Source organism: Flavobacterium sp. AK-345 (assembly GCF_058310175.1).
The window spans coordinates 751,281-766,000 of the sequence record NZ_JBZEER010000001.1; the positions used below are offsets into that span (position 1 = coordinate 751,281).

Annotated in this window: 15 protein-coding genes; 8 read left to right on the top strand and 7 right to left on the bottom strand. The window is 32.2% G+C overall.

Annotation, left to right across the window (positions count from 1 at the left end; all coding sequences use genetic code 11):
* Positions 1-98: 98 nt before the first annotated feature.
* From AC4FQ3_RS03495 to AC4FQ3_RS03520, 6 genes are all read left to right on the top strand, one after another.
* Positions 99-620, top strand: a complete 522-nt coding sequence (locus AC4FQ3_RS03495; RefSeq protein ID WP_073398226.1) for a hypothetical protein — start codon at positions 99-101, stop codon at positions 618-620.
* A gap of 185 nt (positions 621-805) precedes the next feature.
* Positions 806-3,337: a PIG-L family deacetylase gene (locus AC4FQ3_RS03500; RefSeq protein WP_491180880.1), complete on the top strand. Its 2,532-nt coding sequence runs from the start codon at positions 806-808 to the stop codon at positions 3,335-3,337.
* 124 nt (positions 3,338-3,461) lie between these two features.
* The gene (locus AC4FQ3_RS03505; protein ID WP_491180881.1) at positions 3,462-5,186 is read left to right on the top strand and encodes a sodium:solute symporter family protein; all 1,725 of its coding nucleotides are present in this window, start codon (positions 3,462-3,464) and stop codon (positions 5,184-5,186) included.
* Positions 5,187-5,305: 119 nt separating this feature from the next.
* Positions 5,306-6,037, top strand: coding sequence for an alpha/beta hydrolase (locus AC4FQ3_RS03510; protein WP_491180882.1), 732 nt, complete (start codon positions 5,306-5,308; stop codon positions 6,035-6,037).
* Between the two features lie 131 nt (positions 6,038-6,168).
* The gene (locus tag AC4FQ3_RS03515; protein ID WP_491180883.1) at positions 6,169-6,786 is read left to right on the top strand and encodes a hypothetical protein; all 618 of its coding nucleotides are present in this window, start codon (positions 6,169-6,171) and stop codon (positions 6,784-6,786) included.
* 80 nt (positions 6,787-6,866) lie between these two features.
* Positions 6,867-7,496: an MCP four helix bundle domain-containing protein gene (locus tag AC4FQ3_RS03520; RefSeq protein ID WP_491180884.1), complete on the top strand. Its 630-nt coding sequence runs from the start codon at positions 6,867-6,869 to the stop codon at positions 7,494-7,496.
* A gap of 4 nt (positions 7,497-7,500) precedes the next feature.
* On the opposite strand, the gene AC4FQ3_RS03525 is transcribed toward AC4FQ3_RS03520, so the two are convergent.
* The 7 genes from AC4FQ3_RS03525 to AC4FQ3_RS03555 all read right to left on the bottom strand — a co-directional run bounded on the left by AC4FQ3_RS03525 (position 7,501) and on the right by AC4FQ3_RS03555 (position 12,512).
* Positions 7,501-7,914: a nuclear transport factor 2 family protein gene (locus AC4FQ3_RS03525; protein ID WP_042566902.1), complete on the bottom strand. Its 414-nt coding sequence runs from the start codon at positions 7,912-7,914 to the stop codon at positions 7,501-7,503.
* Between the two features lie 2 nt (positions 7,915-7,916).
* The gene (locus tag AC4FQ3_RS03530; protein ID WP_491180885.1) at positions 7,917-8,441 is read right to left on the bottom strand and encodes a TetR/AcrR family transcriptional regulator; all 525 of its coding nucleotides are present in this window, start codon (positions 8,439-8,441) and stop codon (positions 7,917-7,919) included.
* Between the two features lie 301 nt (positions 8,442-8,742).
* Positions 8,743-9,585, bottom strand: a complete 843-nt coding sequence (locus AC4FQ3_RS03535; RefSeq protein ID WP_491180886.1) for a DUF2911 domain-containing protein — start codon at positions 9,583-9,585, stop codon at positions 8,743-8,745.
* 69 nt (positions 9,586-9,654) lie between these two features.
* On the bottom strand, positions 9,655-10,317 hold the full coding sequence (locus AC4FQ3_RS03540; protein WP_491180887.1) for an HAD family hydrolase: 663 nt from the start codon (positions 10,315-10,317) through the stop codon (positions 9,655-9,657).
* 129 nt (positions 10,318-10,446) lie between these two features.
* A complete protein-coding gene (locus AC4FQ3_RS03545; protein WP_042566898.1) occupies positions 10,447-11,163 on the bottom strand; it encodes a tRNA threonylcarbamoyladenosine dehydratase in 717 nt (238 codons plus the stop codon).
* A gap of 96 nt (positions 11,164-11,259) precedes the next feature.
* Positions 11,260-11,913, bottom strand: a complete 654-nt coding sequence (locus tag AC4FQ3_RS03550) for a TatD family hydrolase (RefSeq protein WP_491180888.1) — start codon at positions 11,911-11,913, stop codon at positions 11,260-11,262.
* Complete coding sequence (locus AC4FQ3_RS03555) at positions 11,913-12,512, bottom strand: DUF1684 domain-containing protein (RefSeq protein ID WP_491180889.1); 600 nt, start codon at positions 12,510-12,512, stop codon at positions 11,913-11,915. Before AC4FQ3_RS03555 ends, AC4FQ3_RS03550 begins: the two co-directional genes overlap by 1 nt.
* A gap of 96 nt (positions 12,513-12,608) precedes the next feature.
* Here AC4FQ3_RS03555 and AC4FQ3_RS03560 point away from each other — a divergent pair, with 96 nt between their 5' ends.
* Positions 12,609-13,826 carry an MDR family MFS transporter gene (locus AC4FQ3_RS03560; protein ID WP_491180890.1) on the top strand — a complete coding sequence of 406 codons (1,218 nt, stop codon included), beginning with the start codon at positions 12,609-12,611 and terminating at the stop codon, positions 13,824-13,826.
* A gap of 499 nt (positions 13,827-14,325) precedes the next feature.
* Positions 14,326-14,691, top strand: a complete 366-nt coding sequence (locus tag AC4FQ3_RS03565) for a BlaI/MecI/CopY family transcriptional regulator (RefSeq protein WP_042566894.1) — start codon at positions 14,326-14,328, stop codon at positions 14,689-14,691.
* The last annotated feature ends 29 nt before the right edge of the window (positions 14,692-14,720 follow it).

Genomic DNA, 14,720 nt, shown 5'->3' on the forward strand with positions numbered 1-14,720 from the left:
GTGTATTTTATTCGTCAAAATACAAGCTGTTTTTATTTTTGGCACAGTATATGAATATCGTTAAATAACATTACGATTAATATAAAAAACTAAACAAAATGAAAACAATTAAAATAGCAATCGCGGGATTATTTCTTTTGGTTGCAAATGCCACACAAGCCCAGGTATCAGTTAATGTAAATATAGGATCGCCTCCAGCTTGGGGACCATCGGGTTATTCTGAAATGGAATATTATTATTTGCCGGATGTTGAAGCGTATTATGATGTTAGAGCTTCACAATTTATTTATTTTGGAGGAGGAAGATGGGTTAGAGCAACTCGTTTACCAAGACAATATCGTAATTATGATTTGTACGGAGGATATAAAGTAGTTTTAAATGATTATCATGGAAGAACGCCTTATACGTATTTTGACAGACACAGAGTAAAATATTACAAAGGATATCATGGTGCACCACAAAGACCATACAGACCAAGACCGGTTTATGGTTACAATGATCGTCATGACCACAGAGATGACAGACGCCACGATAACAGACATCATGATAAACATGATAGACACGATAAGCACGACAGACACGATCACGATGATCACGATGATCACCGTGGAAGAAGATAATTAATAGCCAATTTTTTTAAAGGAGAGTATCAAAATAATGATACTCTCCTTTTTATTTTTGTTTTTTTCTATATTTTCATCTTAAAAATCGGATCGATTTTTGAGCATTAACATTTCATTTAAATACTGTTCCATAAAATAATTAGTATTTTTGAAGCTATTTCAAAAAACAATCAAATCACACCATGCGAAAAATACAGGTTCAATTAATTCTTTTATTTTTTATAGGTTTTCAAATCTCTTTTGCACAACAACCACAAAAACCAAGTTCTGTAGAAATCTACAATCAAATCAAAAAACTAAACTTTTTAGGTTCTGTATTATATATTGCTGCACATCCGGATGATGAGAATACCCGTTTAATCTCTTATATGGCAAATGAAATGAATGCCAGAACAGGCTATTTATCATTAACACGAGGCGATGGAGGACAAAATTTAATTGGACCGCAATTGCGTGAATTATTAGGCGTAATAAGGACTCAGGAATTAATCGAAGCAAGAAAAATTGATGGTGGAGAACAGTTTTTTTCTCGTGCCAATGATTTTGGTTTTTCTAAAAACCCGGACGAAACTTTACAAATTTGGGATAAAGATAAAGTACTTGCAGATGTTGTCTGGACAATCAGAAAATTTCAGCCAGATATCATCATTAATAGATTTGATCATCGTTCGCCGGGAACCACTCACGGGCATCATACATCATCAGCAATGCTGAGCATTGAAAGTTATAAACTAACAAATGATCCTAAAATATATCCGGAGCAATTAAAATATGTTAAACCATGGCAGGTAAAACGTCAGTTTTTTAATCCTTCGTGGTGGTTTTACGGAAGTCAGGAAAAATTTGATGCCGCTAATAAATCGAAGTTCACCAAACTGGAAACAGGTGTTTATTATACCGGAATTGGAAAATCGAATCAGGAAATTGCTGCTTTAAGCCGCAGCCGTCACCAATCGCAAGGTTTTGGAAGTACAGGTGTTCGCGGAAACGAAACCGAATATCTGGAACTTATTAATGGAGAAAATCCTAAAGATCGTGATAATTTATTCGACGGAATTGACACCACATGGAACCGTGTTAAAGGAGGAAAACCTGTTGGAGAATTAATTTCTAAAATTATTGCCAACTATAACTTTAGTAACCCATCTGCCAGTATTCCCGATCTGGTAAAAGCCTATTCGATGATTCAGTCTTTAGAAGATGACCATTGGAAAGAATTAAAAACTAATGCAATAAAAAACATTATTGCCTCTTCTTCCGGACTTTATCTGGAAGCAGTTGCCAGCGAACAGGAAGCAACTCCGGGAAGCACTGTTAAATTAAGTCTCGAAGCCATAAACAGATGTTCTGTTTCAATGGAATTAACGAGCGTAACAACATTACCGGACAATAAAACTACAGTTCAAAACAGTATTTTGCAAAACAACAACGATCAGAAAATCAACCTTCAGATCCAGCTTCCCAATACAATTGAATACACGCAGCCCTATTGGTTAAAAGAAAAAGCAAGCGTAGGAATGTACACGGTCTCAAACCAGGAAAACATTGGGATTCCGGATATTATCAGAGAAACAAAAGTTATTTTTAATGTAAAAATAAATGGCGTTGAAATTCCGTTTGAGCGCATTGTTGTTTACAAATACAACGATGGTGTAAAAGGCGAAATGTATAATTTTCTAGATATAGTTCCAGAAGTTACAACTTCTATTTTAGAAAAAGTTTTACTTTTTGGAAGTACAAAAAGCAAAATGATTCCTGTAAAAGTTCGTGCAGGAAAAGACGATATCAAAGGAAATCTGAAGCTTGAATTACCAAAAAGCTGGGCAGTTTCTCCAAAAGAAATTCCGTTTACATTAGCAAAAAAAGGAACAGAGCAAACTTTCTATTTTGAAGTAACTCCGCCAACATTGCCGGAAGAAGCCGTTGCAAAAAGTGTGGCCACTGTGGATAATAAACGTTTTGATAAAGATGAAATTGTTATTGATTTCAATCATATTACCAAACAAATGGTTTTAAAATCGGCAGAATCAAAATGTATTCGAATTGATTTAAAAACTTCAGGAGATGCCATTGCCTATATTATGGGCGCCGGTGACGAAGTACCTGAAAGTTTGGCACAAATGGGTTATAAAGTTACGATTGTAAAACCGGAAGAAATTACACCTGAAAAATTGGATTCATTTAGTACCGTAATTACCGGAATTCGTGCTTACAACACCGTAAATGCATTAGCAAACAAACAAAAAATACTTTTTGATTTTGTAAAAAGCGGTAAAAACATGATTGTTCAGTACAATACTTTTGGCAGAACTGTAACCGATCAGATTGCACCATATCCTTTAAAAATATCAAATGATCGTGTTACCGAAGAAAATGCAAAAGTTACTTTTTTGGCACCAAATCACCCTGTATTAAATACGCCAAACAAAATTACGTCAAAAGATTTTGAAGGCTGGACACAAGAACAAGGTTTGTATTATCCTAATGATTATGATGCTGCCTTCACTCCTATTTTATCATCGCATGATAAAGGCGAATCTGCTAAAGATGGCGCTTTATTAGTAGCACCATACGGAAAAGGATATTACATTTACACAGGCCTAAGCTTTTTTAGAGAATTGCCGGAGGGCGTGGCCGGAGCTTACAGGTTATTATCGAATATTATTTCGCTGAAACAGCCAATCGAAGCGCCTAAACAAGAACTAAAAAAATAGAGATTTCAAGAATATGGAAGCTAAAAAAACAAAAAAATGGAAAAAAAGCTACACCTATGTTTTGGTAGCCAACGCAATTTATATTGTGATTTTTTTCTTAATCATGCAATTATACTCATAACCTATGCAATTATTTGATTGGATCGTACTGATCGTTACGCTTTTATTTATTGTTGGTTATGGATCCTGGAAAACCAAAGGAAGTAAAAACGTCGAAGATTTTATTTTAGGAAACAACGAAACTCCCTGGTATACAGTTGGTCTTTCTGTAATGGCGACACAAGCCAGCGCAATTACCTTTTTATCAACTCCCGGGCAAGCATATCATGACGGAATGGGTTTTGTGCAATTCTATTTTGGATTACCAATTGCAATGATTGTGATTTGTTTGACATTTATCCCGCTTTATCATAAAAATAAAGTTTTTACCGCTTATGAATTTCTGGAGAAACGATTCGATTTAAAAACGCGTTCTCTTGCTGCTATTCTATTTTTAGTACAAAGAGGTTTGGGAACAGGTCTTACCATTTATGCTCCTGCAATTATTTTGTCGGCACTTTTGGGTTGGAATTTAACTTTTATGAACATCATGATTGGTGTTCTTGTAATTATCTATACATTTTCGGGAGGAACAAAAGCCGTAAACGTAACCCAGAAACAGCAAATGTTTGTAATTATGTCTGGAATGTTTATCACGTTTTTCCTGATTTTGCATTACTTGCCAAACGATATGACTTTTAACAGTGCAATGCATATTGCCGGTGCAAATGATAAAATGAATATTGTTGACTTCTCTTTTGATCCCGAAGAAAAATATACTTTTTGGAGCGGTATTACAGGTGGATTTTTCCTGGCCCTTGCCTATTTTGGAACAGATCAGTCGCAAGTTGGACGTTATTTATCAGGAAAATCGATTCGCGAAAGCCAAATGGGATTAATAATGAACGGACTTTTAAAAGTTCCGATGCAATTCTTTATTCTGTTAACCGGAGTTATGGTTTTTGTGTTTTTTCAATTCAATCCTGTTCCGTTAAATTTTAATCCGAATAACAAAATTGTCATTGAAAAATCAGCTTTTAAGGAAGAATATCATGCCTTAGAAAAAAAATTAAGTAAACTTTCTGAAGATAAAAAAGTAATCAATTTATTGTATATCGATCAGCTGAATCAGGATTATGACAATCCGATTTTGCGTAAAGAGCTAGTTGCTTTATCCAATAAAGAAAAAGATTTGCGCGACCGTGCCAAAGAAATTATTTCAAAAGCCGATAGTAATAGTGAAACAAATGATAAAGATTATGTGTTTTTCCATTTCATTTTGCATTATTTGCCAAAAGGATTAATTGGTTTATTATTGGCTGTAATTCTTTCGGCAGCAATGTCATCAACGGCTTCAGGTTTAAATGCATTGGCTTCTACAACAGCAATTGACATTTACAAACGAAATCTGAAAACCGAAAAATCAGAGAAACATTATTTAAATGCAACAAAATTCTTCACACTTTTCTGGGGAATTGTAGCCATACTTTTTGCCTGCGTGGGAACTTTGTTTGAGAATTTAATTCAGCTTGTAAATATAATTGGTTCTATTTTTTACGGAACTGTTTTAGGAATATTTTTAGTTGGATTTTATTTGCGTCGTGTAAAAGCAAAAGCCATGTTTATCAGTGCTATTATTAGTCAGACGACTATATTTATTATTTATTATTTCATGATTTACAGTCAAGAAAAATTGGGTTATTTATGGCTGAATTTTATTGGGGCTATGTTAACTATTGCATTGTCATTGTTGATACAAATTACTTTTTTTAGAGGAGAAAAAGAGGTTGATGAAATAGTTCTGGAATAATTTCAGTGATTAAACTAGACAGTTTCTATGTTTCAAAAACTGATTCTAATTACATATGTTATTGATAAATAAAAAATAGTTAATATTTTTATATTCAAGCAATTGAAACTATAATGACTATGAAAAAGAAATACCAAATCGTAAAGATTATAAAAAGAGTATGGTTTACCATTGCTATTTTGTTTACGATTTGGTTGTTTTATTCTTATCAGGCTAAAGATGTTCCGGATTCCTATTTCGAAAGCAGTTCTAAAATATCAGTAAAAGACAGCGATGATTATTTTCTGTTTGAACCAAAGCAGAAATTTGATAAAGTCTTCATTTTCTATCCCGGCGCAATGGTCGATCCAAAAGCTTACGTGCCATTATGCAGAAAAATTTCAGAAAACGGAATCAAAGTTTATTTGATTAAAATGCCCTGGAGATTAGCTACGAAAGGATATGAAATTCCAAAAAAACTTAATTTATTTGCTGATAAAAACAAAACCTATATTTTATCGGGACATTCGCAAGGCGGAAAAATGGCTGCTCAGTTTGTAAAAGAAAATCCGGATTTAATCCAAAAACTGATTTTAATTGGAACAACACATCCGCGAGATATTTCATTGGCAGAAAGTAAAATTCCCATAATGAAGATATACGGTTCAAATGACGGTGTTGCCGATGAAAAAACAATTTTTAAGAATAAATCTAAACTTCCTGCGGATACAAAATTTATAAAGATTGAAGGCGCCAATCATGGACAATTTGGTTATTATGGTTTTCAATTGGGAGATGATTCTGCAACAATTTCCCGCGAAAAACAACAGGAAGAAACACTCCGTCATATACTTAATTTTATAAGTAAATAATTATATCATAATTGTAATAAAAAGACTATTTTAGTGTTTCCAAAATCTAGCATTAAACAAATGAAGAGTTTAAAATACTGATTATCAATTAATAATTAGTTACTAAAGTAATTTAACTATAAAATTAGTAAATGAAATTTTCAGACGATATAGAGAAATTACTTCCGCTGGGTTATATCTTCCTTGTAATAATGGGAATATTAAAGGATAGTTTTTTCTATTATCAATTAGGGATCAACATTTTAAAATATTCTACAATAATGGACATCTTGATGAGTCCAATTGCTGAATTTACTTCAAATCCTATAATCTTAACCGCCATAATTCTATTATTTGGTTTGCATTATTATTTGCCTTCACTATTATTAAAATATAATAACATTAAATTCATACAAAAAGCATTTGAATTAAAACCTACAGAAGGTTTATCAATAAATGAAACTAAAAGTTATTTCAATAGTATCGCAATAAAATCTCTGGCAATTTTTTTATGCTCCTTTTTTCTTGGTTATGGGGTTGCGGGAGGATATTTTACATCAAAAAAAATTAAAAATAATAAGATAAAGTACAACTATAAATTGAACTATAACAGCGGAGAATCGGAGGAAATTTATTTGATAAATACAAACTCATTATATTATTTCTACATAAGCAAAGGAAGTAAAACCATAGAAATAGCTCCATTGGCATCTATTAGGAATATAGAGTTAACAGATAATAAAATGCTTGGATTAAATTCTATAAAATAATTCGGATTTTATATACTGTTGTATTTTTAAAAAACCTTTACTAAGAATTTAAATATTTATAAATCAAAACCTTAAGCAAAATGATAGACCTACATAAAATCAGCAATAAAACCAAAGCTGCTTTCATTTTGCTGATTGTGATGCTGATTATTATTTTAAGCAATTTCAATACGCTGCAAAACTCTAAAAAGGTAAATGAAAATATAAACGGGATTTATAAAGATCGTTTGGTGGTGGCACATTATATTTTTCAATATTCAAAAGAACTTCATTTTATAAAAGCCGAAGCAGAGAAATTGAATCTGAGCGATACTATTAAAACAGATGAAATTATCAGCACATTAAAAGTAATTCATTCGATAGACCATTTATACGAAAAAACAGTTTTGACACCAACAGAAAGAATATTTTTTCAAAATTTTCTAAATTCCTGTAATACAATTAATAAACAAACCCAAAATAAAAATTGGGATCAAATTGCAAAATCGAGCGAAAAAGCTTTAAAAACTTTAGAACAATTATCCCAAATTCAAATTACGGAGGGAAAAGTAAAATTAGCCAGCGCAAATGCAATATATAACGACAATAATAGTCTTGGCCAGCTTGAGATTGCTTTGCTTATTATTTTGGGCGGAATTACTTTTTATTTATTAATTGTCAAAAAAACGAAGCGAACTATCAAGATTCCGGAACCACCGAGCATGAATTAGTTTATTATTTCAGTTTTCTGTCTTCTTCTTTAATAGCAAGATCGTTTATACTGGCAAATCTTTTTTGCATTAATCCGTTTGAATCAAATTCCCAATTTTCATTTCCGTATGCTCTAAACCAGTTTCCGTCAAGATTTTGGTATTCATATTCAAAACGAACCGCAATTCGATTTTCTGTATGTGCCCAATATTCTTTTTTTAGTTTATAGTTTCTTTCTTTATTCCATTTTTGCGTCAGAAAGGAAACGATTTCCTCTCTCCCATTTACAAACTGATCTCTGTTTCGCCACTCACTATCAACAGTATAAGCTTTTGAAACACGTTCCGGATCCTGGCTATTCCAGGCATCTTCTGCCAATTGAATTTTTTCTAATGCCGTTTCGTATGTGAAAGGTGGCAATGGTAGTTTCTGTTCCATTTTTATAAAATTAAAGTTTTAATTATTTTTTTAGATTGTTCTATAAGATCGTTTGATTTAAATAACTGACTTTCGATAATACAGCTTTCAAAAAGCAAATAAACATGGTCTGCAATAAGATCGTTATGGATAAGATTCTTAAAATAATTCCGCAAATCTGATTTATGACTTTGAATTACGTTAAGCACTTTTGTATTATCCGAAGGAATTTCAGAAAGCAGATTTAAAAAACTACAGCCTCTAAAATTTTCTTTCTCATTCATATAAATCAAAAAAACAAACGAAGCCTGAATTTTTAATTTTGGATCTTCTGTGTTTAAGGTGAAATTTTCCAATTCATTAAACCAATATTCATGACGCTGATTCAAAAAAGCAACACACAAATCTTCTTTTGATTTAAAGTGTTGATAAAAGCTTGCTTTTGCCACTTTCGCCTCTTCAATAATCTGATTGATGCCAGTGGCATTATATCCTTGTTTGTGAAATAAAACAAAAGCTTTGTCTAAAATTCGTTCTTTGGGTAACATTTGTGTGATGAATTAGAAATACAAATGTATGCAAAAATTACAATAAACAGACAAGTCTGTCTGTATTAAAAAAATTATATAGTATTGTCATTCTGAGGAACGAAGAATCGCACTAGAAACTCGACAAAGATTGGCGATCTCTCTGTGGAGTTTCTAGTGTGATCTCTCCTCCGTCGAGATGACAAACTAGATGTTAGTTTTCTAATTAAAAAAGAACGCAAAAAAAATTCCAAATTCCAAAAGTTTATGACTTTGGAATTTGGAATTTAAAAATATTGGAATTTAATAATTCAAAGAATTATTATCTGCTCCACTCCGCTATACTATCTTTATTTAATTTTACGTAATCCTGATTATTTGCAGTTTCAGCGGCAGCCAATGAAGCTTTTGCAGTTTCAATTGCACCTTTTTTATCTCCTTGTTTTGCCTGGATCAACGATTTTAATCTTAAGATAAAATAAGGTTTTTCAGTACTCATATCCAGAGATTTATCTACATAAGTTCTTGCTGTTTCTATATTTCCGTTTGATTGAAATAAATATTGAGATGCAGCAAAATAATCATTTGCTGTTGGTCCGCCCAACGTTTTTTCGATACTTGCAATCGCATTTTTTGCAGTTGGAACTTCAAATTTTAAAGCAACATGAGAGTTTTCCCAAGCCATTTCTAAATAACCAAAGTTTGGGTCTAAACCATTAATTCCAATTGTAAATGTCTCAACAGGAGTTGGTAAAGCCTCTTCTTTTACTGTAGTTCTTAAAACAACATACGATTCATTCCAATTTTCAGGTAATCCCCAGTTATCAGTAGAAAGATAAAAAATCACTTCCCAGCTTTCGATTTTAGGAATTGTATATATTGCATATTTTCCTTTCTTCAATGTTTTCCCATCAATAATAACATCATCACTAAAATTAATGATTGTATTTTCATTAGCACCGGTTCTCCATAATTTACCAAAGGGAACTAAATTTCCAAATACAGCTCTTCCTCTGGCACCTGGTCTTGAATAAGTAACTTCAACATCAGTTAAACCTACAGTTTGTTTTATATAACCTTTCGGACTCGCTTGTGGTGTTTTTATTTGTGCTTCTGTAGCAAAAGGAGCCAAAATAATGGCCAATGCAATAAGTAGTTTTTTCATTTCTTGTTTATTTTGTTTTGCCCAAATTTACAAATTCAATCAGGGAACAAATGTTAAATATTATATAATTCAAACGCCTAACTGTGATATTTTTTGTGCGTTTAATTCATTAAAATGATTGATAATTAAATCGGCAGCAGATAAATCCTGCATTTTAGAATGATGACTGTTATAACCTACACAAAATAGGTTTGCTGCCTTTGCCGCTTTCACTCCGTTTGTACTGTCTTCAATTACAATACAATTTTCTGCCGGTGCGACAGACAATGATGCTGCATGAAGAAAGATTGCCGGATTAGGTTTTGATTGCGGAAAATCTTCTCCGCTTACAATATGTGTAAAATATTGATGCAAATTAAATCTTGTAAAAACACGATCAATGGTTACTTTTGATGCTGACGAAGCTAATATCAGCTGTATTCCATTGGCATACAAATCTTTGATTAAATCTTCCACACCTTCTAACAGATACAAATCTTCTTTGGTATCAAAAGCATCATTAAAAATACTTCTTTTTCTCTGAATCAGATCTTCAACTTCATGTTCAATCGTTGGAAAAAAGCCTTTTAAGGTTTGAAAAGTATTTCGGGTCGAAAACCCTGTAAACGAAGTATACATTTCTTCGGTCACTTCGATATTTAATTCTGTAAATTGTTTATAATAAGCATAACGATGAACGGGTTCTGTATCTACAATTACGCCGTCCATATCAAATATTACTGTTTTTATCATTTTTTTTAGGTGCTAAGATCCTGAGGGACTAAGGTTTTTTTCTAAGATTCTGAGTTACTAAGGTTCTAAGTTGTTAAGTTTTTTAGCTTTAAATTTAAAACTTAGTATCTCAGAATCTTAGCATCTTAGCTACTCTTTCTTCAACAAATATCTAATTACAGTTTCGGCAGCGTGAAGTCCGAATAATCCCGGCATATAACTGTTTGTTCCGTAAAATGATTTTTTGAAGTTTTTTCCGTCGGTTAATTTTAAGCTTTTTTCGTCTTGAATTTCAGAAGAGAAAACCACTTTTAATTTGTTGATTTTTACTTCTTTCAAACGTTTTCTGATAGTTTTAGAAAAATAGCAGTTTATTGTTTTAGAAATATCACTCACTTTTACTTTCGAAGCCAGCATTTTTCCACCAGCACCCATACTGCTTATGATTTTTACTCTTTTGCGTTTGGCTGCAATAATCAAATTTAATTTTGGTGTGATACTGTCAATACAATCCAAAACATAATCAAATTCTGGAGAAACAATCTCAAAAGCACGTTCAGGAGATAAAAATTCCTGTACACGAGTTAGTTTCAATTCCGGATTAATATCCATCAATCGATCGCCAACAATTTTTATTTTTGGCTCACCAACTGTCGAATGCAATGCCGGCAATTGTCTGTTTATATTGGTTATATCAACTACATCGCCATCTACAATTGTCATACTCCCTACTCCTGCTCTTGCCAAAAATTCTGCTGCAAATGAGCCAACTCCTCCTAAACCAACTACTAAAACATTCGAGTTTTGCAAGTTCTGTAATCCTTCTTTTGTAAATAAAAGCTCGGCTCTTTCTGTCCACTCTGCCATATAAAATTCTTTTGTTTATTTTGTTTTTTCTTGTTTAATGTTTCAAGTTTTGGATTGCGATTATCTTTGTCAAAGTTTTAAACTTTGAAAAAGATCTCAATCTTCATTACTGAAAACTTCTTTAAAATTACTTGAGATAATGTCTTGTAATTCTTTTATATTCAAATTTTTATAATCTGCTGCTAAATTATAAACCTGTTTGATACTTTCTTCAACCGTATCAGTTTCCAGAAAAAAACGATCGTTTGGAATTTGCTCAAAAACCGTTTTCAATTCCGGATTTCTCAATAAATATTTTCCAAACGAAAGATAAAATCCATCCTTAATAAGCTGATTTGCAACTTGGGCATTTTTTGAAAAACCATGCACAATCATCGGAACTGAAATTTTCATTTCTTTCTTGATTGCACTTATTTCCTGAAAAGCCGCAACACAATGAATTACAACGGGTTTTTTGTATTTTTCGGCTAAAGCCAATTGTTTTTTAAAAACTATAATTTGCTGTTCTAACGAAATCTCAATGCGTTTATCCAAACCACATTCGCCAATAGCCAGACAATTATCGGTTTGCAATTTCTCTTCAATAATTTTCAAATCGGCATCAACTCTGTCTTCCACAATATACCAGGGGTGAATTCCAACAGAATAAAACGGAATTGCAACATTAAATTCCTGCGGATATTGATTGACCAATTCTAAAATATCAGTCTGGTTTGTAAATTGATGCGTATGAAAATTAAAGAATTCCATTAATGAAATGTTTTAACTCCGGCTTTAACTTCTACTTTCAAATCATTTTCTAAAGGAACCAACGGACATGAATACTTATGATTATAAGCACAATACGGATTATAAGCCTGATTAAAATCGACTGCAATTGTGTTTCCTTTCGGAATTTTCAAATCAATATATCTTCCTCCTATATAACTTTCTTTATCACTTGTTAAGTCAGAAAACGGTAAAAATAAATGATCTTTATATTCTGCCGTTTTAGAAAGTTCAATATTTCTATAAACGTTCAATTGCAGGGCAACACCGTTTAAAGTAAAATATAAAGTTCCGTATTTAATATATTGTGGAGTTCTTGTTCCTGTAGTTTTCATTTCAAAGACTTTTTCATTCTTTGCTTTTACAAACTTTGCGTTCACAAAATATTTTGAATCTATAGGATAAAAATCTAAAGCTTTAAAAGTCTTTAAATCTTCTTCCATAAGCGGACTAGTCTTAGGATCAGCATATTCTGAGTTTATTGTTTTCTGAAACTTTTCTGTTTCTTTCTGATCAAATTTTTTCTGACCAAAACAAAAATTAACCAGTAACAATACTAAAAAAGCAATTACATTTTTCATCTTTGAAATTTTAAGCAAAAATAGTTTAAAAGTAACAAAGCACCAACCGCAGTAAGTGACAAAGTTTCCTAACTTTGTTGCAAATACGTATTTATAATGCTCAGAACTGCTTTTACCCACTACATCAATAATTTTAGAGGATTTTCAAGAGAAATTTGGATTCTTACCCTGATCACTTTTATCAATCGCGCCGGTACAATGGTGCTTCCTTTTTTGTCAAAATATTTAAAGGAAGATTTACATTTTACTTACAATCAGGTGGGTTGGATTATGGTTTCTTTTGGATTAGGATCGATGTTGGGTTCGTGGTTAGGAGGAAAACTATCAGATAAAATCGGGTTTTACAAAATCATGATATTTAGTTTATTTACAAGTGGGGTTTCGCTGTTTCTTGTACAATATATTACTACATTTTGGGCTTTATGCGGTGCAATGTTTGTTTTAATGACTATTGCAGATATGTTTAGACCTGCAATGTTTGTTTCTTTGGGCGCTTATGCAAAACCCGAAAATCGTACCCGCGCATTGACTTTGGTACGTTTAGCAGTAAATCTTGGTTTTGCTGCAGGACCTGCTTTGGGAGGTTTGATTATTATGGGAATTGGATATCAGGGACTTTTTTGGGTTGATGGTGCATCTTGCATCATTTCGATTTCCATTTTTGCTTTATTAGTTAAGGAAAAGAAAAAAGTAGATCATGGTGATAAAATGGAAATTTCGACAGAAATCAAATCGGTTTTTCATGATCGTATCTTTTGGGTTTTCTTGTTTGTGAGTTTTATTACGGCAATGATTTTCTTTCAATTATTTACGACTTTACCTTTATATCATAATGAAAAGTTTGGCTTAAGCGAATTTCAAACGGGATTATTAATGACTTTAAACGGACTATTAATCTTTGCTCTAGAAATGCCAACTGTTGGTTTTATGGAGAGAAAAGCTTTTCCGAAAATTAAAATCATTATCCTGGGATCGTTTATTATGGCTTTGAGTTTCTTTTTACTACTTATTAATGTATGGGCTGGTGTTCTGGTTATTAGTATGATTTGTATTTCGATTGGAGAAATTCTAACGTTTCCTTTTTCGAATGCTTTTGCTTTAAGTCGTGCACCACGTGGTCAGGAAGGTCGATATATGGCACTTTATACTATGAGCTTTAGTTTGGCTCATATTGTAAGTTCAAAAGTTGGTTTCGAAATAATTTCTCGTTTGGGTTATCAAATCAATTGGTTATTTATGGCTTGCATTGGTGTTATTGCGACTTTTTGCTGTTTCTGGATCAGGAAAGCTTTAGTCGACGAGAAAATTAATTAAACACTGGTTTGTGTGATTTTACCGCAAAGTACGCGATCCCGATAGCTATCGGGATACGCAAAGTTCCCTAAGTTATTTTTAAGGTGATGTGTTTATAAACACAAAGTTCGCAAAGCTTTTTCAATACAAAGCTTTGCGAACTTTTTATTTAATAAAATCATACTTAAAAAAAACCTTTGCGCGCTTTGCGGTAAAATTTTTATTCTCGTTTTCGCTTTACTGGAAATCGCGCAATCCCGATAGCTATCGGGATACGCAAAGTTCGCAAAGCTTTTTCAACACAAAGCTTTGCGAACTTTTTTTTATTTTATAAAAAACACTTGTAAATAAAAACTTTGCGTACTTTGAGGTAAAACCACACTAAACATTGAAAATCAAATAATTAAACCATTATTTCTTTTACTGAAAACACAACTAAACTTCTTTTTTAGTTAAATAACTACGTTTTTAGTTGTGTAACTAAAAAAATAGTTGTAGGTTTGAATTAAAATTAGAAAACATGCAAAAGTTAACCAATAAGGAAGAAGAGATCATGCACATTTTATGGAAGCTCAAAAAAGCTTTTGTAAAAGAGGTTCAGGCAGAAATAACTGAAGATCAACCACATTACAACACACTTTCGACAATTGTGCGTAATTTGGAAGAAAAGGGATATGTGGCGCATAATGCTTTTGGAAACACACATCAATATTATCCAATTGTGAGTATTGAAGATTACAGAAAAGGATTTATGAGTACTGCAATCGACAACTATTTTAATAGCTCTTACAAAAGTATGGTTTCGTTTTTTGCTAAGGAAGAAAAAATTTCGGCAGATGAATTAAGAGAAATCCTTAATATGATCGAAAATCCTAAAGAAAAGTAAGAAAAAAAAATCAACCAAAATAAAATAAC